The sequence below is a fragment of the Klebsiella sp. Q2 genome, assembly GCF_009900705.1.
GTDB lineage: Bacteria > Pseudomonadota > Gammaproteobacteria > Enterobacterales > Enterobacteriaceae > Klebsiella > Klebsiella quasipneumoniae.
Genome location: NZ_JAAABE010000005.1, coordinates 336,710 through 359,979, shown reverse-complemented (window position 1 = coordinate 359,979; position 23,270 = coordinate 336,710). Strand labels below are relative to the sequence as shown.

Annotated in this window: 23 protein-coding genes; 9 read left to right on the top strand and 14 right to left on the bottom strand. The window is 57.7% G+C overall.

The window, feature by feature from the left end; genetic code table 11:
• Window positions 1–159: 159 nt before the first annotated feature.
• From GT756_RS20530 to GT756_RS20520, 3 genes are read left to right on the top strand one after another with little or no spacing between them, the layout of a single operon-like run.
• Window positions 160–1,158, top strand: a complete 999-nt coding sequence (locus GT756_RS20530; RefSeq protein ID WP_072206932.1) for a hydrolase — start codon at window positions 160–162, stop codon at window positions 1,156–1,158.
• The gene (locus GT756_RS20525) at window positions 1,155–1,373 is read left to right on the top strand and encodes a YheU family protein (protein ID WP_002920151.1); all 219 of its coding nucleotides are present in this window, start codon (window positions 1,155–1,157) and stop codon (window positions 1,371–1,373) included. The genes GT756_RS20530 and GT756_RS20525 overlap by 4 nt, the downstream gene beginning before the upstream one ends.
• Before the next feature lie 36 nt (window positions 1,374–1,409).
• Window positions 1,410–2,279, top strand: coding sequence for a phosphoribulokinase (locus GT756_RS20520; RefSeq protein ID WP_004202201.1), 870 nt, complete (start codon window positions 1,410–1,412; stop codon window positions 2,277–2,279).
• A gap of 55 nt (window positions 2,280–2,334) precedes the next feature.
• Here the strand turns inward: GT756_RS20520 and GT756_RS20515 are convergent, their stop codons facing one another.
• Complete coding sequence (locus GT756_RS20515) at window positions 2,335–2,739, bottom strand: OsmC family protein (protein WP_004202200.1); 405 nt, start codon at window positions 2,737–2,739, stop codon at window positions 2,335–2,337.
• 306 nt (window positions 2,740–3,045) lie between these two features.
• Between GT756_RS20515 and crp the strand changes: the two genes are divergently transcribed.
• Both crp and GT756_RS20505 read left to right on the top strand, forming a co-directional pair.
• Entirely contained in the window at window positions 3,046–3,678 is a 633-nt protein-coding gene (crp, locus tag GT756_RS20510; protein WP_000242758.1) for a cAMP-activated global transcriptional regulator CRP, read from the top strand.
• 51 nt (window positions 3,679–3,729) lie between these two features.
• Entirely contained in the window at window positions 3,730–5,808 is a 2,079-nt protein-coding gene (locus GT756_RS20505; protein WP_032456678.1) for a YccS/YhfK family putative transporter, read from the top strand.
• Here the strand turns inward: GT756_RS20505 and GT756_RS20500 are convergent.
• The 5 genes from GT756_RS20500 to ppiA form a co-directional block, all read right to left on the bottom strand.
• On the bottom strand, window positions 5,798–7,018 hold the full coding sequence (locus GT756_RS20500) for an aspartate aminotransferase family protein (protein WP_004202198.1): 1,221 nt from the start codon (window positions 7,016–7,018) through the stop codon (window positions 5,798–5,800). The genes GT756_RS20505 and GT756_RS20500 overlap by 11 nt on opposite strands.
• An 89-nt stretch (window positions 7,019–7,107) precedes the next feature.
• Complete coding sequence (gene pabA, locus GT756_RS20495) at window positions 7,108–7,671, bottom strand: aminodeoxychorismate synthase component 2 (RefSeq protein ID WP_023291183.1); 564 nt, start codon at window positions 7,669–7,671, stop codon at window positions 7,108–7,110.
• A gap of 31 nt (window positions 7,672–7,702) precedes the next feature.
• Entirely contained in the window at window positions 7,703–8,305 is a 603-nt protein-coding gene (locus GT756_RS20490) for a putative adenosine monophosphate-protein transferase Fic (RefSeq protein WP_049116368.1), read from the bottom strand.
• Window positions 8,295–8,462 carry a YhfG family protein gene (locus tag GT756_RS20485; protein WP_004202194.1) on the bottom strand — a complete coding sequence of 56 codons (168 nt, stop codon included), beginning with the start codon at window positions 8,460–8,462 and terminating at the stop codon, window positions 8,295–8,297. The genes GT756_RS20490 and GT756_RS20485 overlap by 11 nt, the downstream gene beginning before the upstream one ends.
• Window positions 8,463–8,566: 104 nt before the next feature.
• The gene (ppiA, locus tag GT756_RS20480; RefSeq protein WP_002920238.1) at window positions 8,567–9,136 is read right to left on the bottom strand and encodes a peptidylprolyl isomerase A; all 570 of its coding nucleotides are present in this window, start codon (window positions 9,134–9,136) and stop codon (window positions 8,567–8,569) included.
• A 276-nt stretch (window positions 9,137–9,412) separates the two neighbouring features.
• Between ppiA and tsgA the strand changes: the two genes are divergently transcribed.
• A complete protein-coding gene (gene tsgA, locus GT756_RS20475; RefSeq protein WP_004202192.1) occupies window positions 9,413–10,600 on the top strand; it encodes an MFS transporter TsgA in 1,188 nt (395 codons plus the stop codon).
• On the opposite strand, the gene GT756_RS20470 is transcribed toward tsgA, so the two are convergent.
• Entirely contained in the window at window positions 10,597–11,919 is a 1,323-nt protein-coding gene (locus GT756_RS20470) for a cytosine deaminase (RefSeq protein ID WP_004202190.1), read from the bottom strand. The genes tsgA and GT756_RS20470 overlap by 4 nt on opposite strands.
• 238 nt (window positions 11,920–12,157) lie before the next feature.
• Here GT756_RS20470 and nirB point away from each other — a divergent pair, with 238 nt between their 5' ends.
• The 3 genes from nirB (at window position 12,158) to cysG (ending at window position 16,551) form a co-directional block, all read left to right on the top strand.
• A complete protein-coding gene (gene nirB / locus GT756_RS20465; protein ID WP_069603528.1) occupies window positions 12,158–14,701 on the top strand; it encodes a nitrite reductase large subunit NirB in 2,544 nt (847 codons plus the stop codon).
• Entirely contained in the window at window positions 14,698–15,024 is a 327-nt protein-coding gene (gene nirD / locus GT756_RS20460; RefSeq protein ID WP_004202186.1) for a nitrite reductase small subunit NirD, read from the top strand. Before nirB ends, nirD begins: the two co-directional genes overlap by 4 nt.
• A gap of 153 nt (window positions 15,025–15,177) precedes the next feature.
• A complete protein-coding gene (gene cysG, locus GT756_RS20455) occupies window positions 15,178–16,551 on the top strand; it encodes a siroheme synthase CysG (RefSeq protein ID WP_004202185.1) in 1,374 nt (457 codons plus the stop codon).
• 74 nt (window positions 16,552–16,625) lie between these two features.
• Here cysG and trpS read toward each other — a convergent pair whose 3' ends face one another.
• The 7 genes from trpS to aroK all read right to left on the bottom strand — a co-directional run bounded on the left by trpS (window position 16,626) and on the right by aroK (window position 23,029).
• Window positions 16,626–17,630, bottom strand: coding sequence for a tryptophan--tRNA ligase (gene trpS, locus GT756_RS20450; RefSeq protein WP_002920253.1), 1,005 nt, complete (start codon window positions 17,628–17,630; stop codon window positions 16,626–16,628).
• Window positions 17,623–18,384, bottom strand: coding sequence for a phosphoglycolate phosphatase (gene gph, locus GT756_RS20445; RefSeq protein WP_004202180.1), 762 nt, complete (start codon window positions 18,382–18,384; stop codon window positions 17,623–17,625). Before gph ends, trpS begins: the two co-directional genes overlap by 8 nt.
• Window positions 18,377–19,054: a ribulose-phosphate 3-epimerase gene (gene rpe, locus GT756_RS20440; RefSeq protein WP_004202179.1), complete on the bottom strand. Its 678-nt coding sequence runs from the start codon at window positions 19,052–19,054 to the stop codon at window positions 18,377–18,379. The genes gph and rpe overlap by 8 nt, the downstream gene beginning before the upstream one ends.
• Window positions 19,055–19,071: 17 nt before the next feature.
• A complete protein-coding gene (gene dam, locus GT756_RS20435; protein ID WP_004202178.1) occupies window positions 19,072–19,899 on the bottom strand; it encodes an adenine-specific DNA-methyltransferase in 828 nt (275 codons plus the stop codon).
• 78 nt (window positions 19,900–19,977) lie between these two features.
• A complete protein-coding gene (gene damX / locus GT756_RS20430) occupies window positions 19,978–21,273 on the bottom strand; it encodes a cell division protein DamX (protein WP_004202177.1) in 1,296 nt (431 codons plus the stop codon).
• Between the two features lie 84 nt (window positions 21,274–21,357).
• The gene (gene aroB / locus GT756_RS20425; RefSeq protein ID WP_004202175.1) at window positions 21,358–22,452 is read right to left on the bottom strand and encodes a 3-dehydroquinate synthase; all 1,095 of its coding nucleotides are present in this window, start codon (window positions 22,450–22,452) and stop codon (window positions 21,358–21,360) included.
• Between the two features lie 55 nt (window positions 22,453–22,507).
• Complete coding sequence (gene aroK, locus GT756_RS20420) at window positions 22,508–23,029, bottom strand: shikimate kinase AroK (protein WP_002920267.1); 522 nt, start codon at window positions 23,027–23,029, stop codon at window positions 22,508–22,510.
• Window positions 23,030–23,270: the final 241 nt, after the last annotated feature.

The following is a 23,270-nucleotide window of genomic DNA, read 5'->3' as shown; positions in this document are numbered from 1 at the left end:
GGTCTGGCCATCAGTGACATCAATGGTTTGTTGTGGTGTAACCTGGCGTCACTGGCCACAAGACCACATATTGGCTAACTCCTGCGCGCCCTGCGCGGTATAGTCATCATCACGTTTATTAATTATTCTGGTGCTATGGTTGAAATCATCCCCACAGACATGACGCCCCCCGAAAACGATTCGCGTGAGTTCCATCCCATGCGCGGCGCGGGCAATCGTCATCTGCAAACCATGCTGCCGCGGCTGATCCGCCGTAAATTGCGCTTTACCCCGCACTGGCAGCGCCTTGAGCTGCCAGACGGCGATTTTGTCGATCTCGCCTGGAGCGAAGACCCGCACCAGGCGTGCCACAAGCCGCGCCTCGTCGTCTTTCATGGTCTGGAAGGGAGTCTGCACAGCCCGTATGCCCATGGACTGATCCACGCGGCGATGCAGCGCGGCTGGCTTGGCGTAGTCATGCATTTTCGCGGCTGCAGCGGCGAACCTAACCGCAATCACCGCATCTATCACTCCGGCGAAACGGAAGATGGCACCTGGTTTCTGCACTGGCTGCAGCGCGAGTTTGGCCCCGCGCCGACCGCCGCCGTCGGCTATTCGCTGGGCGGCAATATGCTGGGCTGCCTGCTGGCAGAAGAAGGCGACCGCTGCCCGCTGGATGCGGCGGTGATCGTCTCCGCGCCTTTCATGCTGGAAGCCTGCAGCTATCATATGGATAAGGGCTTCTCGCGGGTTTATCAGCGCTACCTGCTCAATCTGTTAAAAGCCAACGCCTCACGCAAGCTGAAAGCGTATCCTGGCTCGCTGCCCGTCGATTTACGTCAGCTCAAAGGGATGCGCCGCATCCGGGAATTTGACGATATGATCACCGCCAAAATCCATGGCTTTGCCGATGCGCTGGATTACTACCGGCAATGCAGCGCCATGCCGCGGCTCAGCGATATCACTAAGCCGACGCTCATCATTCACGCGAAAGACGATCCGTTTATGGACCACCATTCCATTCCCCCGCAGGAACAACTGCCGGCGAACGTCGAGTATCAATTGACTGAACAAGGCGGCCACGTTGGCTTCGTCGGCGGCACCCTGCGTAAACCGGAGATGTGGCTGGAAAGACGCATTCCCGACTGGTTAAACCGCTGGCTGGAGGTTCCCGTATGATTATTCCCTGGCAGGATCTGGATCCCGAAACGCTGGATAACCTGATTGAAAGCTTTGTGTTACGTGAAGGCACCGATTATGGTGAACATGAACGTTCACTTGCCGATAAAGTCGCCGATGTAAAACAGCAGCTGAAACGCGGAGAGGCAGTCCTCGTGTGGTCGGAACTGCATGAGACGGTCAATATTATGCCGCGCGCCCTGTTTAACGGCTAAGGCGACGCCACTACATCGTTTAACCAGGGAGTTGTTATGTCTGCCAAACATCCGGTGATCGCCGTCACAGGCTCCAGCGGCGCGGGCACTACCACCACCAGCCTCGCCTTTCGCAAAATCTTCGCGCAGCTAAATCTGCACGCTGCGGAGGTGGAAGGCGACAGCTTTCATCGCTACACCCGCCCGGAAATGGACATGGCGATCCGCAAAGCGCGGGATCAGGGCAAACATATCAGCTACTTTGGCCCGGAGGCGAACGACTTCGGTCTGCTGGAACAGACCTTTGTCGACTATGGCCGCCATGGCAAAGGTCAGTCGCGTAAATACCTCCACACCTATGACGAAGCCGTGCCGTGGAATCAGGTGCCGGGAACCTTCACCCCGTGGCAGCCGCTGCCGGAGCCGACGGACGTGCTGTTCTATGAGGGGCTGCACGGCGGGGTTGTCACGCCGCAGCATGATGTCGCCAGCCATGTCGACCTGCTGGTCGGGGTCGTGCCTATCGTTAATCTCGAGTGGATACAGAAACTCATTCGCGACACCAGCGAGCGCGGCCACTCCCGGGAGGCGGTGATGGACTCCGTCGTCCGATCGATGGAAGATTACATCAACTTCATCACCCCGCAGTTTTCCCGCACCCACATCAACTTTCAGCGCGTGCCGACGGTGGACACCTCCAACCCGTTTGCCGCGAAAGCGATCCCCTCTCTGGACGAGAGCTTTGTGGTGATCCATTTCCGCAATCTGCAGAACATCGACTTCCCCTGGCTGCTGGCGATGCTACAGGGCTCGTTTATCTCGCACATGAACACTCTGGTGGTGCCGGGCGGTAAAATGGGGCTGGCGATGGAGCTTATTATGGCGCCGCTGGTCGAACGCCTGATGGAAGGCCGCAAGATCGGCTAACAGAAGAAACCCCGGCCAGGCCGGGGTTAAGAAAATTCACAACAGCAGGCGAAGACTACGCCTCGATCACTTCATAGGAATGGGTGATCTTCACCGCTTTTTCCAGCATCAGCGCCACCGAGCAGTATTTCTCTGCCGACAGATCCACCGCACGGGAGACCGCGGCATCTTTCAGCGCCTTACCGGTGACGATAAAGTGCAGATTAATATGCGTGAACAGGCGCGGCGCCTCTTCCCGGCGTTCAGAGGTCAGCTTCACTTCGCAGTTAGTCACCTCATGGCGACCTTTTTGCAAAATGGAGACCACATCGATCGCACTGCAACCGCCCGCCGCCATCAGCACCATTTCCATCGGACTGGGCGCCTTATCCCCGGAGTTGCCATCCATCAGAATCTGGTGTCCTGACGCGGACTCCCCGATAAAGGTTAACCCTTCAACCCATTTCACACGCGCTTGCATAAAATTTAACTCCAGTATCGCAATATTCTTGTCAGATTACGCGCACATAACAATTCTCGCAACGGAAGGCGACCTGCGTCATGCTGAAGCGAGACACCAGGAGACATGCGGCGAAAGCTATGCTAAAACAGTCTGGATGCTACAGTAATACATTGATGTACTGCATGTATGCAGAGGAGTTCACATTACGGGCTGTCGAAAAATCATCAGCCAGCTTCCCAGGTATAGGGAAACAATACGATTGCATGCCCGGACGCCGTGTAGTGTCGGCGCCCGGAGATAGCTTATAACAGAGGATAACCGCGCATGGTGCTTGGCAAACCGCAAACAGACCCTACCCTTGAATGGTTCTTGTCTCATTGCCACATTCATAAGTACCCATCAAAGAGCACGCTGATCCACCAGGGTGAGAAAGCAGAAACGCTGTACTACATCGTTAAAGGCTCCGTGGCTGTACTCATCAAGGATGAAGAAGGTAAAGAGATGATCCTCTCCTACCTCAACCAGGGCGATTTCATCGGTGAATTAGGCCTGTTTGAAGAGGGTCAGGAGCGTAGCGCCTGGGTACGGGCGAAAACCGCATGTGAAGTGGCCGAAATCTCTTATAAGAAATTCCGTCAGCTGATCCAGGTGAACCCGGACATTCTGATGCGTCTCTCTTCGCAAATGGCTCGCCGTCTGCAGGTGACGTCTGAGAAAGTGGGCAACCTCGCCTTCCTCGACGTGACGGGCCGTATCGCCCAGACGCTGCTGAACCTGGCGAAGCAACCCGATGCCATGACCCACCCGGACGGTATGCAAATTAAAATTACCCGTCAGGAAATTGGTCAGATCGTCGGCTGCTCTCGTGAAACCGTTGGCCGTATTTTGAAAATGCTGGAAGATCAGAACCTGATTTCCGCCCACGGTAAAACTATCGTCGTCTACGGTACCCGTTAAGTTGCTAAGCGGCGTATTGCTCCTGCAGTACGCCGTTTTTGTTTTTCCCTCATGTGGCGCAGGCTGATTTACCACCCGGAAGTTAACTATGCACTGCGGCAAACGCTGGTGCTGTGTCTGCCTGTGGCCATCGGTCTTCTGCTCGGCCATCTCCAGCAGGGCCTCCTGTTCTCCTTAGTCCCCGCCTGCTGCAACATCGCCGGCCTCGACACCCCGCATAAGCGCTTTTTTAAACGTCTGATTATCGGCGGCTGTTTGTTTGCCGGATGCAGCCTGGTGGTGCAGCTGCTGCTCGCCCAGGCGATTCCCCTGCCGCTTATTCTCAGCGGCCTGGCGCTATTGCTCGGCGTCACCGCGGAGATCAGTTCGCTGCACGCGCGCCTGCTGCCCGCGTCGCTGATCGCCGCCATTTTTACCCTCAGCCTGGCGGGCAATATGCCCATCTGGGAGCCGCTGCTGATCTACGCCTTCGGCACGCTATGGTACGGCGTGTTTAACTGGTTCTGGTTCTGGCTGTGGCGTGAACAGCCGCTGCGGGAGTCACTCAGTCTGCTCTACCGGGAACTGGCCAATTATTGCGAAGCCAAATATAGCCTGTTGACCCAGCATACCGATCCCTCGACCGCCCTGCCGCCGCTGCTCATCCGCCAGCAGAAGGTGGTCGATTTAATCACCCAGTGCTATCAGCAGATGCATATGCTGGCCGCCAACCAACGTAACGACCACAAACGTCTTCTGCGGGCGTTCCAGATGGGGCTGGATCTACAGGAGCATATTTCGGTCAGCCTGCATCAGCCGGAAGAGGTGCAAAAACTGGTAGAACGCAGCCATGCCGAAGCGGTGATCCGCTGGAACGCGCAGACCGTCGCCGCCCGTCTGCGGGTGCTGGCGGATGACATGCTCTATCATCGCTTTCCGCAGCGCTTCCAGATGGATAAACAGATCGGCGCCCTGGAAAAGATCGCCCGCCAGCATCCGGACAACCCGGTCGGCCACTTCTGCGCCTGGCACTTCAGCCGCATCGCCCGGGTGCTGCATACCCAGCGCCCGCTGTATGCCCGGGATCTGATGGCTGACAAAGAGCGTCGTTTACCGCTGTTTCCCGCGCTAAAAAACTATCTTTCGCTGAAATCGCCCGCGCTGCGCAATGCCGCCCGCATCAGCGTGATGCTGAGCATCGCCAGCCTGATGGGCAACGCCCTGCATTTGCCGAAGCCCTACTGGATCCTGATGACGGTGCTCTTTGTTACCCAGAATGGCTATGGCGCCACGCGGGTTCGTATTGTCCACCGGGCGGCGGGGACGCTCGCCGGCCTGATCATCGCCGGGCTGACCTTGCACTTTCACGTTCCGGAGAGCTACACCCTGAGCGGGATGCTGCTGATCACACTGCTCAGCTATCTGATTATCCGCAAACACTATGGCTGGGCGATGGTGGGCTTTACGGTGACGGCGGTATATACCCTGCAGCTGCTGACGCTCAACGGCGAACAGTTTATTATCGCCCGGCTGATCGACACGCTGATCGGCTGCCTGATCGCCTTCGGCGGGATGGTCTGGCTGTGGCCGCAGTGGCAGAGCGGCCTGCTGAAAAAAAACGCCCACGATGCGCTGGAGGCCGACCAGCAGGCGATTCGCCTGATCCTCAGCCCCGATCCCAAAGCGCCCGCGCTGGCCTATCAACGTATGCGCGTTAATCAGGCGCACAACGCGCTCTACAACTCCCTGAATCAGGCGATGCAGGAGCCGGGGTTCAATACCCACTACCTGGAAGATATGAAGCTATGGGTGACGCACAGCCAGTTTATCGTCGAACATATCAACGCCATGACCACCCTGGCCCGGGAGCATACGATGCTCACCCCGGATCTTGCCCAGCGCTATCTCGAATCCTGTGAGATTGCCCTGCAGCGCTGTCAGCAGCGGCTGGACAGCGATGGCCCCGGCAGCACAGGGGATGTCAATATTATGGAGTCACCGGAAAGCGAGGTGCCGATCGGTCCGTTAAGCACCCTGGAGCAGCATCTGCAACGCATTCTGGGCCATCTGAACACCATGCACACTATCTCGTCTGTAGCATGGCGTCAGCGGCCGCATCATGGCATCTGGCTACGGAAGATCAGCCGTTAATCACCTTTGCCACTGCCTGGGCAAAGCGCGCCATCCCCTCGGCGATATCCTGCTCTTCGATGATCAGCGAGGGAACAAAACGCATCACGTCCGGCCCGGCGTTAAGCACCATGACGCCGGCTTCCGCAGCGGCATAGAGGAAATCGCGCGCGCGGCCCTTGTGCTGCGGCTTAAGTTCGGCGCCAATCAGCAGGCCCATCCCGCGAATATCACTGAACAGATCAAACTCGGCATCCAGCTGCTGCAGGTGTTTGACGAACAGTTCGCGTTTCGCGTTCACGCCATCCAGCACCGCCGGAGTATTGATCAGATCGAAAGCGGCGTTGGCGACCGCGCAGGCCAGCGGGTTGCCGCCGTAGGTTGACCCATGGGAACCGGCATGGAAGGCGCTGGCGATCTCGTGGGTGGTCAACATGGCGCTGACCGGGAAACCGCCGCCCAGCGCTTTCGCGCTGGTGAGAATATCCGGGGTTACGCCATAGTGCATGTAGGCGAACAGCGATCCGGTACGCCCCATTCCGCACTGCACTTCATCAAAGACTAACAGCGCCTGGTGCTGATCGCACAGTTCGCGCAGTCCCTGCAGGAAGGCCGGCGTCGCTGCCGTCACGCCGCCTTCGCCCTGAATCGGCTCCACCACCACCGCGCAGGTGTGGTCATCCATCACCGCTTTTACCGCCTGCAGGTCGTTGAAGGGAACATGGACAATATCCGCCGGTTTAGGGCCGAAACCATCGGAGTACTTCGGCTGCCCGCCGACCGAGACGGTAAACAGAGAGCGGCCATGAAAGGCATTATGGAAGGCGATGATTTTGGTTTTATATGGGCTATGGCGGGTCACCGCATAGTGACGCGCCAGCTTAAAGGCTGTTTCATTGGCTTCGGTACCGGAGTTCATAAACACCACTCGCTCGGCGAAGGTGGCATCGACAAGCTTACGTCCCAGGCGCAGCGCTGGCTCATTGGTAAAGACGTTGCTGGTATGCCACAGCGTTTCGCCCTGCTCGTGAAGCGCCGCCACCAGCGCCGGGTGGCAATGGCCCAGCGCCGTTACCGCGATACCGCCGGCGAAATCAATATACTCTTTGCCCTGCTGATCCCAGACGCGGCTGCCTTTCCCCTTTACCGGGATGAATTCTGCCGGTGCATAAATTGGCAAAATAACTTCATCGAATGTGGCGCGGGTGATTGCCGGTTGTTCAGTTGCCATGTCTTGCCCATCCCTCTTCGTTATGCAGATATGATTATGATAATATAATCACAAAATATGCATAAAAAGTCAGTCAATGGCAACCGAAATCACCGCTTTATAAAGTTCGCCAGCAATTGATGGCCCTGTTCGCTGAGGATGCTTTCCGGATGGAACTGCACGCCCTCGAGATCCCAGTCGCGATGACGGATCCCCATAATCTCACCGCTGGCGCTGCGGGCGGTGACGATAAACTCAGGCGGCAGCGTCGGCGGGTCAATCACCAGCGAATGATAGCGGGTCACCGTCAAAGGATTATTCAGCCCCAGAAACACCCCTTCGCCGTTATGCTCGATAAGCGAAGTTTTTCCATGCATCACCTGCGCCGCCCGCACAATGGTCGCGCCAAACGCCTGGGCTATCGCCTGATGCCCGAGGCAGACGCCCAGCAGCGGCGTTTTCCCTGCATAGTGACGGATTACCGCGAGGGAAATCCCCGCTTCATCCGGCGTACAGGGACCGGGCGAAATCACTATCTTCTCCGGCGCCAGCGACGCTATCTCCTCCAGCGTCAACGCATCGTTGCGCCTGACCAGCACTTCCGCCCCCAGTTCGCAAAAGTACTGGTACAGATTCCAGGTGAAAGAGTCATAGTTATCGATAAGCAGGATCATAGCGGCTCCGGAACAATCAAACCGGGCTATTCTACTCAGATTCCCGCGCTTCGCTTACCACTTTGCGAAAGATCGCCGCCAGCGGGTCCGGATCGCCCATCGCGCCCTGCTGGCAGGCGGTGCTCCAGGCGGCAGGATCGACATCACGCCAGTCAAGAAGGTAGCCGGCATGTATCGCCAGCTGTTCAAAGAAAATGCGCTGGGTTAGGCCATTGCCGAGACGAAAAGGGTGCAGCACATTAATTTCACCATAGAACCAGCTCAGGCGTTCGATAAAGGTATCCCGCGGCAGGCCGCAGAGATAATCCTCCTGCTCCAGGGCCTGCATCAGGGCGTTCCCTTCCTCTTCAATGCGGGCAAAGTGACAGAACGGCGTATCGCCCAGGTAGAGGTTCACTTCACGCAGCCTACCCGCCCAGTCAAACAGATCCTGATACAGCTGATGATGAATCGCGCACAGATAGGGTAAGCCGCGCACCCGCGGACCCAGCGGCAGGGTAGCCGCCCGCAGCGATGTCATCTCCAGGGCAGCCTGCTGCAGAGTGTTGGCCTGGCGGATGCCGAGGCGGTTGCGCAGGACGTTCAGGGCCGGATAGAGGTAAGGATCGCGTTCATCGCCAAATTTATCGCTCATACTCCCTCCGCAGCGTCGCGAGGCGCGCCTGCGCCTCCTCGGCAGTCAGCGTAACCAGTGGCACCGATACGCCTTCGAGGCGACGGCTGGCCTGAAAATTGCTATTACGTGTCTGTTCCCAGAGTCGGGATTTTTGCTTATCGGTGAGTGGACGCATCGTCGCCCCCTTATCGTCCCCTGTGTGCCACAAGTATAAGCAGCAATTACAGGTTATGCCGGGAGGCAACCGGCGCGGCGATAGACTACCGCGCCGTGGGAAGATTAGGGCAGCACTTTCGCAGAGAGGATAACAACCGGTTTAGTCGGCACATTCTGGTATGGGCCGACGTTATGGGTCTGAACCTGGGAGATCTTATCCGCAACGTCCATGCCTTTCACTACCTTGCCAAACACCGCATAGCCAAAGTCGCGCTGGCCATGGTCGAGGAAGGCGTTATCCGCCACGTTGATGAAGAACTGGCTGGTGGCGCTATCCTGATCGGCGGTACGCGCCATGGCGATGGTGCCGCGGGTGTTGCGCAGGCCGTTGTCTGCTTCATTTTTGATCGGCGGGTTAGGCTGTTTCTGCTGCATCTGCTCGTTGAAGCCGCCGCCCTGCACCATGAATCCCGGGATCACGCGATGGAAGGTAGTGTTGTTGTAGAAGCCGCTGTTAACGTACTTCAGGAAGTTATCCACGGAAATCGGGGCTTTCTGGCTGTTTAACTCAAGCTCAATGTTACCTGCCGAGGTGGTCAGCAGCACATGCGGATCGCCCTTTGCCGCCATGGCCGGGGAGAACGCTGAAATGGCGAAAACGGCAGCCATCGCCGCCAGTGTTGATTTGAGCATGGAAAATCCTTAACGGAGCAGAATAAAAGCGAGTGCCTTGATTCTAAAGAGCCTTTGCATCCTGGGCCAGCCTTTTACCAAATTTTACTTAGCTGTAATAATTGTAACCGCGCAAACGTTCTCTCTGGCGTCGAAAAAACGTGATTCAAGTCACATTAAAACATGCAAAAGATAACGTATTTCACAATAAACATTTAATTACATCACCTGAACGACTAAAATCTGTCCGCCCGGCGCGGCGTCAACGCGCTTTACCTTTCTATTCACAGGCCAGTCATGACTAACAGCAACCGTATTAAGCTCACATGGATCAGCTTCTTCTCCTACGCCCTGACCGGCGCGTTGGTGATCGTCACCGGGATGGTGATGGGTAACATTGCGGATTATTTCCATCTGCCCGTTTCCAGTATGAGCAACACCTTTACCTTTCTGAACGCCGGTATTCTGATCTCCATCTTCCTCAATGCCTGGCTGATGGAGATCGTGCCGCTGAAAACTCAGCTGCGTTTTGGCTTTATTTTGATGGTGCTGGCGGTGGCCGGCCTGATGCTCAGCCACAGCCTGGCGCTGTTCTCCGCATCAATGTTCGTTCTCGGCCTGGTGAGCGGGATCACCATGTCGATCGGGACCTTCCTGATCACCCATATGTATGAAGGCCGTCAGCGCGGGGCGCGTCTGCTGTTTACCGACTCCTTCTTTAGCATGGCGGGAATGATTTTCCCGATGGTCGCCGCAGTCCTGCTGGCGCGCAGCATCGAGTGGTACTGGGTCTACGCCTGTATCGGTCTGGTGTATGTCGCTATTTTCGTCCTGACATTCGGCTGTGACTTCCCGGTACTCGGCAAAAAAGCGCAGAGCGAAAACAGCCAGCCGGTGGTGAAAGAGAAGTGGGGCATCGGCGTGCTGTTCCTCTCCGTCGCGGCGCTGTGCTATATCCTCGGTCAGCTGGGCTTTATCTCCTGGGTACCGGAATATGCCAAGAGCCTTGGCATGAGCCTCGGCGATGCCGGTAAGCTGGTGAGCGATTTCTGGATGTCCTACATGATCGGCATGTGGTCATTCAGCTTTATCCTGCGCTTCTTCGACCTGCAGCGCATCTTAACCGTCCTCGCCGGCCTCGCGACGGTGCTGATGTACCTGTTTATCAATGGTTCGCCGGAGCATATGCCGTGGTTTATTCTGACCCTGGGCTTCTTCTCCAGCGCCATCTACACCTCGATCATTACGCTCGGTTCGCAGCAAACTAAAGTCGCTTCACCAAAGCTGGTGAACTTTATCCTCACCTGCGGCACCATCGGCACCATGCTGACTTTCGTGGTCACCGGCCCGATTGTGGCAGCCAGCGGTCCGCTGGCCGCGCTGCACACCGCTAACGGCCTCTACGCCGTGGTGTTCGTGATGTGCTTTATCCTCGGCTTCGTCTCCCGTCACCGCCAGAACAACGCTCAGGCGGCGTCTCACTAAGCCTTCGGCCCCTTTGCGTCCGCAAGGGGGCTGTTTCTCATAAAAGAAAGCTCCTCGCCACCGCGGTCGGTCTGGATCCAGGTTTGCGCCAGTTGGGTGGTCGCAATCACCCTTCCCTCGCGAATTGACCAGCGCACCGGCACCTGGCAGCGTACCGCCTCAAAGCCATTCTCCGCCGGCAGAATGATTAGGTTAGCCGGATTGCCGCTGACGATGCCGTAATCCGTCAGGCCAAACGTGCGGGCGCTGTTGTCGGTGACAAGCTGCAGGCCGTCGTTAATTTGCTGGTAGCCCATCAGCTGGCAAACGTGGAGCCCCATATGCAGGACCTGCAGCATATTACCGGTCCCCAGCGGGTACCACGGGTCAAAGACATCATCATGACCAAAGCAAACGTTGATCCCCGCCGCCATCAGCTCCTTCACCCGGGTAATGCCTCGTCGCTTCGGGTAGTCGTCAAACCGGCCCTGCAGATGAATATTGACCAGCGGATTGGCGACAAAATTGATGCCGGAGAGCTTAAGCAGGCGGAACAAGCGCGAGGTATAAGCGCCATTATAGGAGTGCATGGCGGTGGTATGGCTGGCCGTCACCCGCGGCCCTATTCCCGCTTTTAACGCCAGCGCGGCAACGGTTTCCACAAAGCGCGACTGTTCGTCGTCAATTTCATCGCAGTGAATATCCAGCGGGCGGTCATATTTCCGCGCCAGCCGGAAAGCGATATGCAGCGATTCCACCCCATATTCACGGGTGAACTCAAAGTGCGGGATCGCCCCGACGACATCCGCCCCCAGCTTCAGGGCCTCTTCCAGCAGCGCCTCGCCGTTGGGGTAAGAGAGGATCCCCTCTTGCGGAAAAGCGACAATCTGCAGCTCGACCCATGGCGCCACCTCCTGTTTGACCTCCAGCATCGCCTTCAGCGCCGTCAACGTCGGATCGGAGACATCGACATGGGTACGGACAAACTGCACGCCATTGGCGATCTGCCACTTGAGGGTTTTCCACGCCCGGGCTTTAACGTCTTCATGGCTGAGCAGCGCTTTCCGCTCCGCCCAGCGCTCAATCCCCTCAAACAGAGTGCCGGACTGGTTCCAGTTTGGCTCGCCGGCCGTCTGGGTGGTATCCAGATGGATATGCGGCTCAATAAAAGGCGGGATCGCCAGCCCGCCGCGAGCGTTCAACACTTCGTAGCTTTCGTCCCGCGCCTCCCCCATCGGCGTGATCTCGCCAAAGCGCCCCTTATCTATCGCTATCTGCCACAGGCCGTCGCGGTCTGCCAGGCGTACGTTCTGAATCAACCAAAGCGGCGCTGCTGTCATATCAACCTCTCCATTCAATACGGCTTGTTTTCTACTCAACCCCAATCGCGACCCACCCAATTCTTGTACACAAAATCAGCAAAAAGGAAAAGTCAGCGTTTTCCACAACTTAGAAAAATACAGACAAATCAATTATATACCCATTAAGTGGTAGGTGAAGTTGTCATTGATTTGCATCAATAAGCCTGATGGCTGAATCGTTAAGGTAGGCGGTAATAGAAAAGAAATCGAGGCAAAAATGAGCAAAGTCAGAATCGCTATTATCGGTAACGGCATGGTTGGCCATCGCTTTATCGAAGAGCTTCTTGATAAGGCGCCTGCCGGACAATTCGACATTACCGTGTTCTGTGAAGAGCCGCGTATCGCCTACGACCGTGTCCACCTGTCGTCTTATTTCTCCCACCATACCGCAGAAGAGCTGTCGCTGGTCCGCGAAGGTTTCTATGAGAAACACGGCGTCAAGGTGCTGGTCGGCGAAAGGGCCATCACCATCAACCGCCAGGAGAAGGTGATCCACTCCAGCGCCGGGCGCACGGTGTTCTACGACAAGCTGATCATGGCGACCGGCTCATACCCCTGGATCCCGCCGATTAAAGGCGCGGAAACCCAGGATTGCTTCGTCTATCGCACCATTGAAGATCTCAACGCCATTGAATCCTGCGCCCGTCGCAGCAAACGCGGCGCGGTGGTCGGCGGCGGTCTGCTCGGCCTCGAAGCCGCAGGCGCGCTGAAAAACCTCGGCGTGGAAACCCACGTCATCGAATTCGCGCCGATGCTGATGGCCGAGCAGCTCGACCAGATGGGCGGCGAGCAGCTGCGGCGCAAAATTGAAAGCATGGGCGTGAAAGTTCACACCAGTAAAAACACCAAAGAGATCGTTCAGCAGGGCATCGAGGCGCGCAAAACCATGCGCTTCGCCGACGGTAGCGAGCTGCAGGTCGATTTCATCGTCTTCTCTACCGGGATCCGCCCGCGCGATAAACTGGCCACCCAGTGCGGGCTGGCGGTTGCCCAGCGCGGCGGCATCATGGTCAACGATAGCTGCCAAACCTCCGACCCGGATATCTATGCCATCGGCGAATGCGCCAGCTGGAACAACCGCGTGTATGGCCTCGTCGCGCCGGGTTATAAAATGGCCCAGGTGGCCGTCGATCACCTCCTCGGCAGTGAAAACAGCTTCACCGGCGCCGACCTCAGCGCCAAGCTGAAGCTGCTGGGCGTGGACGTGGGCGGCATCGGCGATGCCCACGGCCGCACGCCGGGCGCCCGCAGCTACGTCTATCTTGACGAAAGCAAAGAAGTCTATAAGCGTCTGATCGTCAGCGCCGACAACAAAACCCTGCTCGGCGCGGTGCTGGTCGGCGACACCAGTGACTACGGCAACCTGCTGCAGCTGGTGCTCAACGCCATCGAGCTGCCGGAGAATCCGGATTCGCTGATCCTCCCGGCCCACGCCGGCAGCGGCAAGCCGTCGATCGGCGTCGATAAACTGCCGGACAGCGCGCAAATCTGCTCCTGCTTCGACGTCAGCAAAGGCGACCTGATCGCCGCCATCAACAAAGGCTGCCATACCGTCGCGGCGCTGAAAGCGGAAACCAAGGCCGGTACCGGCTGCGGCGGCTGTATCCCGCTGGTCACCCAGGTGCTCAACGCCGAGCTGGCGAAACAGGGCATCGAGGTCAACAACAACCTGTGCGAACACTTCGCTTACTCCCGCCAGGAGCTGTTCCACCTGATCCGCGTGGAAGGCATCAAAACCTTCGACGAACTGCTGGCCAAACACGGCCAGGGCTACGGCTGTGAAATTTGTAAACCGACCGTCGGCTCCCTGCTGGCCTCCTGCTGGAATGAGTACATCCTCAAGCCTCAGCACACGCCGCTGCAGGACACCAACGACAACTTCCTCGCCAACATCCAGAAAGATGGCACCTACTCGGTCATTCCGCGCTCCGCGGGCGGCGAAATCACCCCGGAAGGGCTGGTCGCCGTGGGCCGTATCGCTCGTGAATTCAATCTGTACACCAAAATCACCGGCTCCCAGCGCATCGGCCTGTTTGGCGCGCAGAAAGACGACCTGCCGGAGATCTGGCGGCAGCTGATTGAAGCGGGCTTCGAAACCGGCCACGCCTACGCTAAAGCGCTGCGGATGGCGAAAACCTGCGTCGGCAGCACCTGGTGCCGCTACGGGGTCGGCGACAGCGTCGGCTTCGGCGTCGAACTGGAAAACCGCTACAAAGGCATCCGCACCCCGCACAAAATGAAGTTCGGCGTCTCCGGCTGTACCCGCGAATGCGCGGAAGCCCAGGGCAAAGACGTCGGGATCATCGCCACCGAGAAAGGCTGGAACCTGTACGTATGCGGTAACGGGGGGATGAAGCCGCGCCACGCCGATCTGCTGGCCGCGGACCTCGATCGCGAGACGCTGATTACGTATCTCGACCGCTTTATGATGTTCTACATCCGCACCGCCGATAAGCTGACCCGCACCGCGCCGTGGCTGGACAACATGGAAGGCGGGATCGACTATCTGCGCAGCGTGATCATCGATGACAAGCTCGGTCTGAACGACCATCTGGAAGAGGAGCTGGCTCGCCTGCGCGCCGCCTTCGCCTGCGAGTGGACCGAGACCGTCAATAACCCGGCGGCGCAGACTCGCTTCAAACACTTTATCAACAGCGACCAGCGCGACCCGAACGTTCAGGTGGTGCCGGAACGTGACCAGCATCGCCCGGCCACGCCGTATGAGCGTATCCCGGTTACTCTGGTGGAGGAAAAAGCATGAGCCAGTGGGTAAACATCTGCAAAATTGACGACATCCTGCCCGCCACCGGCGTCTGCGCCCTGCTCGGTCAGCAGCAGGTGGCGATCTTCCGTCCCTATCATGACGACAGGGTGTTCGCCATCAGCAACATTGATCCGTTCTTTAACGCCAGCGTACTGTCTCGCGGAATTATCGCCGAGCATGACGGCGCCCTGTGGGTTGCCAGCCCGCTGAAAAAACAGCGCTTCCGCCTGAGCGATGGCCTGTGTATGGAAGATGCCAGCCACTCTATCGCCCGTTTCGACGCCCGGGTAAAAGACGGCCACGTTCAGCTTAAAGCGTGAGTCCCGCTTCCTCCCCCCGGTCACGGGGGGAGATATAAGTAACACTTCTGACCGACAGCGCATGAGTGCGGGATATGTCGCATGTTTTGTATTACCTTTGCTGCTATTCTACGACCACTCACTTTCTACCCCTTATTTTTATGAGGTTATTCTGTGGATCACTTACCCATATTCTGCCAGTTACGCCAGCGGGATTGTTTACTGGTTGGCGGCGGGGATGTCGCCGAACGCAAGGCCCGTCTGCTGCTGGATGCTGGCGCAAACGTCACGGTCAATGCGCTCGACTTTACCCCTCAGTTTCAGGTGTGGGCCGATTCACAGATGCTGACCCTGGTGCAGGGGGAGTTTATCCCCTCGCTGCTGGACAACTGCTGGCTGGCCATCGCCGCTACCGATAATGAAACGGTAAACCAGCAGGTCAGCGACGCGGCCGAAGCGCGGCGTATTTTCTGTAACGTGGTGGATGCCCCGCGCCAGGCCAGCTTTATCATGCCGTCGATCATCGACCGCTCGCCGCTGATGGTCGCCGTCTCCTCGGGCGGGACATCACCGGTGCTGGCGCGCCTGCTGCGCGAGAAGCTGGAGTCAATCTTACCCCTGCATCTTGGTCAGCTGGCCCGCTACGCCGGCCATCTGCGCGCTCGCGTCAAGCAGCAGTTTGCCACCGTAGGCGAACGCCGACGCTTCTGGGAGAAGCTGTTCGTTAACGACCGCCTGGCGCAGTCGCTGGCCAATGACGATCGGCAGGCGGTGGCGGATACCACCGAGCAACTGCTGACCGAGCCGTTAGAGCATCGCGGCGAGGTCGTCCTGGTTGGCGCCGGCCCCGGTGACGCCGGGCTGCTCACGCTCAAAGGCCTGCAGCAGATCCAGCAGGCCGACGTGGTGGTCTATGACCGACTGGTCTCCGACGACATCATGAATCTGGTGCGCCGCGATGCCGACCGGGTGTTCGTTGGCAAGCGCTCAGGCTATCACTGCGTGCCTCAGGAGGAGATCAACCAGATCCTGCTGCGCGAAGCGCAAAAAGGAAGACGCGTGGTCCGGCTGAAAGGCGGCGATCCCTTTATCTTTGGCCGCGGCGGAGAGGAGCTGGAGACCCTCTGCGAGGCGGGCATCCCCTTCTCGGTTGTGCCAGGCATCACCGCCGCCTCCGGCTGCTCCGCCTACTCGGGGATCCCGTTGACCCATCGCGATTTCGCCCAGGGCGTGCGCCTGGTCACCGGCCATCTGAAAACCGGCGGCGAGCTGGACTGGGCGAACCTGGCGGTGGAGAAGCAAACCCTGGTGTTCTACATGGGTCTGAACCAGGCGCCGGCGATCCGCGAGAAGCTTATCGCCCACGGCATGGCGGAAGATATGCCTGCCGCCATCGTCGAGAACGGCACCGCCGTGACGCAAAAAGTGGTCAGCGGCACCTTAGGACAGCTGGATATTCTGGCGCAGCAGATGGCCAGCCCGGCGCTGATCATTGTCGGCCGCGTGGTCGGCCTGCGGGATAAACTGAACTGGTTCTCGAACCACTAACCTTCGCCTCGCGGCGTGAACGACAGGCATAAAAAAGGGCGGGATAATCCCGCCCTGTTTAGCTGTTGCGTCGCTTACGGCTTGGCGACAAAGCCAATCGCTTCGTATACCGCTTTCAGGGTTTGAGAAGCCCGCGCGCTGGCCTTTTCTGCGCCGTCTTTCATCACCTGATTGAGAAACGCTTCGTCGTTACGGAAACGGTGATAGCGCTCCTGCAGGTCAATCAGCATGCCCGATACCGCTTCGGCGACTTCGCCTTTCAGGTGGCCATACATTTTGCCTTCGAAGTGCTGCTCCAGCTCAGGAATGGTTTTCCCGGTGACCGCGGAGAGGATATCCAGCAGGTTGGAGACGCCCGCTTTCTCTTTCAGGTCGTAGCGCACCACCGGCGGCTCGTCGGAATCGGTGACCGCACGTTTGATCTTCTTGACCACCGATTTCGGGTCTTCCAACAGGCCGATGACGTTGTTGCGGTTGTCGTCGGACTTGGACATCTTTTTCGTCGGCTCCAGCAGCGACATCACGCGCGCGCCGGATTTAGGGATAAACGGCTCAGGCACTTTAAAAATATCGCCGTAGATGGCGTTAAAACGCTGGGCGATATCGCGACTCAGTTCAAGGTGCTGTTTCTGATCTTCGCCCACCGGAACCTGGTTGGTCTGGTACAGCAGGATGTCAGCGGCCATCAGTACCGGATAATCAAACAGACCGGCGTTGATGTTCTCCGCGTAGCGCGCGGACTTGTCTTTAAACTGGGTCATGCGGCTCAGTTCGCCGAAATAGGTGTAGCAGTTCAGCGCCCAGCCTAACTGGGCGTGTTCCGGCACGTGCGACTGAACGAAGATAGTGCTTTTCTGCGGGTCGATGCCGCAGGCCAGATACAGCGCCAGGGTGTCCAGCGTCGCCTTACGCAGCTGCTGCGGATCCTGGCGCACGGTGATGGCGTGCTGATCCACGATGCAATAGATGCAGTGGTAATCGTCCTGCATGTTTACCCACTGACGCAGCGCACCCATGTAGTTGCCAATGGTCAGTTCACCTGAGGGCTGTGCGCCACTAAAAACGATGGGCTTAGTCATGTTTCAATTCCTGAGTTTCACTGTGCGGTAACCCGAGAGCGGGTAAGAGTTCATTAAACTGGTCGAAGAGATAGTCCGGCTCGCTCAGCGCAAGCGGTTCGCCATAGTTATAACCGTAGGTCAGGCCAACCGAGCAGCAGCCAGCCGCTTTGGCCGCCTGAATATCATTACGTGAATCGCCGACGAACAGCAGCGCCTCCGGCGTCAGGCCGAGCTTTTGCGCTACCAGCAGCAGCGGTTCCGGATGCGGCTTTTTGTTCTGGACGTCATCGCCGCCGATCACCACGGTAAAATATTTCGCAATATCGAGCGCGTCCAGCAGCGGGGCGACGAACGGCGTCGGCTTATTGGTCACCAACGCCAGCGGCAGACCTTTGCCCTGCAGCGCGCCGAGCGTATCGGCCACTGCCGGAAACAGGAAACTGCCCTCTTCCGCCGCTTCGGCGTAATAGCGGTCAAACAGTTTACGCAAAATGCGCAGCTGTTCGTCTTGCGGAATATCATGATCGTCGACGGAAGGCTTGCCCATCGCCGCACGTAACGTGGCACGCTCCTGGCGAGCCCAGCTCAGCGCCCGCTCCATCAGGACATCGGCGCCGTTGCCGATCCAGGTTACGACGCGCTCTTCTCCCGCCACCGGCAGTTCCAGGGCGTAGAGGGCGTTATCAACGGCGGCGGTCAGACCCGGCGCGCTGTCCACCAGCGTGCCGTCGAGATCAAACGCGATGCCGCGGATCGCCTGTAATTTATCCATGACTCACCTTCGCTAATTCACTACGCATTTGATCAATCACTTTCTTGTAGTCCGGCTGGCCGAAGATCGCCGAACCGGCAACGAACATATCCGCGCCCGCCGCGGCGATTTCGCCGATATTGCTCGCTTTCACCCCGCCATCCACTTCCAGACGGATGTCGTAGCCGGACGCATCGATGCGCTGGCGCACTTCACGTAGTTTATCCAGCGTCTGGGGAATAAAGGACTGGCCGCCAAAGCCCGGGTTAACCGACATCAGCAGGATCACGTCCAGTTTATCCATCACATAATCGAGATAGCTCAGCGGCGTCGCGGGGTTAAACACCAGGCCCGCTTTACAGCCATGCTCTTTGATAAGCTGCAGGCTGCGGTCGACGTGTTCGGAGGCTTCCGGGTGGAAGGTGATGATGCTGGCGCCAGCTTCGGCAAAATCAGGAATGATGCGGTCGACCGGCTTCACCATCAGGTGGACGTCGATCGGCGCGGTAATACCGTAGTTACGCAGCGACTTCAGCACCATCGGGCCAATCGTCAGGTTCGGCACGTAGTGGTTGTCCATGACGTCGAAGTGCACGACATCCGCACCCGCCGCCAGCGCCTTCGCGGTATCCTCACCCAGACGGGCAAAATCAGCCGACAGAATCGAAGGGGCAATCAAATACTGCTTCATCCGCATCTCCTTGAAATTTATTTGGTCTTAGGCGGACGGTAGAGCGCTAAGAGCTCGTCCACCTTTTTACGCGTACCACCGTTGCTGCTGATGCTGCGCCGAACCTTCACAATATGCGTTTCTGCCGCGTTTTTATACCACTCCTGCGTCAACGGCGTGCGGTGGTTGGAAATCAGCACCGGGATCCGTTTCTTCATCAGCGACTCCGCCTTTTGCGCCAGCAGCACCTGTTGCTCCAGGTTGAAGCTGTTGGTGTGGTAGGCGGTAAAGTTCGCCGTCGCCGTCAACGGCGCATAGGGCGGATCGCAATACACCACCGTGCGGCTATCCGCACGCTGCATGCACTCTTCATAAGATTCGCAGTAAAACTCAGCGTTTTGCGCCTTGTCGGCAAAATGATAGAGCTCAGCCTCGGGGAAATAGGGCTTCTTATAGCGGCCAAACGGCACATTGAACTCGCCGCGCAAATTGTAGCGACACAAGCCGTTGTAACCGTGACGGTTCAGATACAGGAACAGCACCGCGCGACGCAGCGGGTCCTGGCTCTGATTGAACTCATCACGGTACTGGTAGTAGCGCTCAGCGACGTTATTTTCCGGGGTAAACATCTCGCGGGCGGCAGCGACGTACTCGTCGGTGCGCAATTTGACGATGTTGTACAGGCCGATTAAATCACTGTTGATATCCGCGAGGATATAACGAGAAAAGTCGGTATTGAGAAATACCGACCCGGCGCCCACAAAGGGCTCGATTAAGCACTCACCTTCCGGCAAATGCTTTTTAATATCGTCAAGCAGGGGGTACTTCCCCCCTGCCCACTTTAGAAAAGCGCGATTCTTTTTCATGCTGCCTAACTAATTACACGTTCTCCGGCTGTGGAGAAAGCTCCGACAGCATCCTGCGCTTAAGACTACCCCACGGCATTATTTCAGATCAGCCTGAACCTGATGCAGTGGTTTTGCCCATGGATTTTTCGCCTGCACGTCCGGCGGCAGCGAGGTGACCGCGCGTTTCGCTTCATCTTTCGATGAATAGATACCGCTCACCAGCACGTACCACGGTTGGCCGTTACGCGATGTTTCATAGACAACATATCTGTCCAGCTTCTCTTTCTTCGCCCAGTTGTTCAGGTTTTCATAGTTAGAGGAGCTGCTGAGCTGCAGGGTATAGTTACCCGACGGCGCAGATTTCATCGAGCTGACGTCGCCTGCCGTTTTACCGCTCTTCGCCGCCGGCGCTGCCGCGGCCGCCGTTGCGGCTGGCGCAGCAGTGGTGGTGGTTGCTGGTGCTGCAGGTTTACTCTGCGCGGTGGCTACCGGTTTGCTTTCCGCGACGGTCGTTTTTGCCGGGGCAGTGGTCGCCGCGCTTTCAACATGCTTCGGCTGAACCGGCTTTGTTTCTACCGGCGCTTTTGCCACCGCCTGTGGTTTCGGCTGCGGCTTCGCTTCGATGACGGTGTGCTTACGCTCAGCAGGACGCGGCGTTGCCGCCGTCTGACGTTCGGTCGTCTGGCGCGGCGCCGCGGTGCCACTGGCGCCATTACGGATCGGCGCGACGGTTGCCGGTTCAGTTGGCAGCGTCGAGTTAGCTACGGCGCCGTCCAGCTGGCCCTGCTGCTGGGTCAACGCATTATTCAGATCGCCCTGAACTTCAACGCGCTGCTGGCCCTGCGGCTCTGCCGCGGCCTGGCCCTGGGTCGGGTTCGCGGCAATAGGCGGTACCGTGACGTCCTGCTGTGTGGTGGTATTGGCGGCAGTCTGATCCTGGCCGGCAGCTGGCGTGCTGGTGGACTGGTCGTCAGACAGATTAATGCTCTTCTCGCCGGAAGCGGTCTGCTGGCTGGAAGAAGATGGCGATTTCAGCGCGGAACCGATACCCACGATTAACAGCAACAGTACCAGAATGCCCACGCCCATCATGATGTACTGGCGGGAAGCGGGTTTCGCCGGCGCTTTTTTACGCTTACGCGGACGACGCTCTACAGGCTGCTCTTCGAGCATCTCCTCATCTTCCGCATCCAGTTCTTCTTCGAATTCTTCCTCTTCACGCTCACGACGGGCCTTGCCGGCGCGCGTCGGACGGCCTTCATCGGCATCAAGATCGACATCGTCAAAATTGATCTGCGGATCGGCATCACGCTCGGAAGACTGACGGGAACGACCAGCACGACGATCGTTGCGATCGGCTTTCATATCGTCTTCTGGTTTGAAATCATCCATTTAACACCCCACTAAAAGGCTTATGCTCACGATTATTGCACATCACCCGAAATGATAACGCCGCGCGAACGCGGCCAGACCTTCTTATTGTTGCGCCTGCTGAGTGTCAGCAATCGCGCCAAGAACCACATCGTGCGGCACTCCGCCGCGCAGCTCGCTGCTTCCTATTGCGAGCGGGAGCACCAGCCGCATTTCGCCAGCCAGTACTTTCTTATCGCGCATCATATGGGGCAAATACGCCTGCGCACGCATTTCCTGCGGGCCGCGTACCGGTAAGCCTGCACGCTTGAGCAGATCGATAAGGCGCTGAGTATCCTGCGCGCGGAACTGCCCCAGCCGTTCGGACGTATGCGCCGCCATCACCATACCTGCCGCCACCGCTTCGCCGTGCAGCCAGTTACCGTAGCCCATTTCCGCTTCGATAGCATGGCCGAAGGTATGTCCAAGATTGAGTAAAGCACGTAACCCGGTTTCACGCTCGTCGGCAGCCACAACTTCCGCTTTCAGCTCACAGCAGCGGCGAATGCAGTACGCCATGGCCTTTTCATCCAACGCCAGCAAGGCATCAATGTTGTTTTCCAGCCAGCTGAAGAAGGCGCCATCGAGGATCACCCCATACTTAATGACCTCAGCCAGTCCGGAAGCGAGTTCGCGCTTCGGCAGCGTCTTCAGACAGTTAAGATCAACCACCACGGAAACCGGCTGCCAGAAGGCGCCAATCATGTTTTTGCCGAGAGGGTGGTTCACTGCGGTTTTGCCGCCGACCGACGAGTCGACCTGCGACAGCAGGGTGGTAGGGACCTGGATAAAACGCACGCCGCGCTGATAGCTTGCCGCGGCGAAACCGGTTAAATCACCGATAACACCGCCGCCGAGCGCCACCAGCGTGGTGTCGCGGCCATGGGGTTTTTGCAACAGCGCGGTAAATACGGTATCCATCACCGCCAGGCTTTTATACTGCTCGCCGTCGGGCAGGACTACGCTGTCAACGTTGACCCCTGCCTGCTCAAGCGCAGAGCGGACGGTATCCAGATAAAGCGGCGCCAGCGTTTCGTTGGTGACCAGCATAGCCTGGTCGCCCGACTTAAGTGGCAGGAAGGAAGCTGGATCGTTGAACAAACCAGCCGCGATGGTAATCGGGTAACTACGTTCCCCGAGGGTAACAGTAAGCCTCTCCATAACGCGACATCCACCTCAGTGACTTTTACTCTGACGCACTTTTATTAAGCCAGAATCAGTTGCTTTCCAGCATGTGAATAATCTGGTTCGCGACGACTTTCGCACTCTGATCGTCTGTGCGGATAGTCACATCGGCGATCTCTTCATACAGCGGGTTACGCTCGTCAGCCAGCGCTTCCAGTACTTCACGAGGCGGCGCATCGACTTGTAGCAAAGGACGCTTTTTATCGCGCTGCGTACGGGCCAACTGCTTCTCGATCGTTGTTTCCAGGTAGACCACCACGCCGCGGGCGGAGAGACGGTTACGCGTTTCACGGGATTTTACAGAGCCGCCGCCAGTCGCCAGCACAATTCCCTGTTTTTCCGTCAACTCATTGATAATTTTTTCTTCACGGTCGCGGAAGCCTTCTTCGCCTTCAACATCGAAGACCCAGCCCACATCAGCGCCAGTGCGTTTCTCAATCTCTTGATCGGAATCGTAAAATTCCATGTTGAGCTGTTGGGCTAACTGGCGCCCAATAGTGCTTTTGCCGGCACCCATAGGCCCAACCAGAAAGATATTGCGTTTCTCTGCCATTTTTTCGGTACTACTAAGACTATTCGTTAATGATAAACCCGCTTCGCAGACACCCAGCGCCGCAGGGCATGAACTGAAACCTCATATGCAATAGAGCGAGAGTCAGACTAAAAATTATCTCAATACTCCGGCTGGTTTGGCAACTGAATAAAATCGCCGGACAATAAAGGGAGGATTGATGTCGTACCCGACTCTCAAATCGGTACCCCTTGTATGCTAAATCCGTCCTCACGTCAAACAC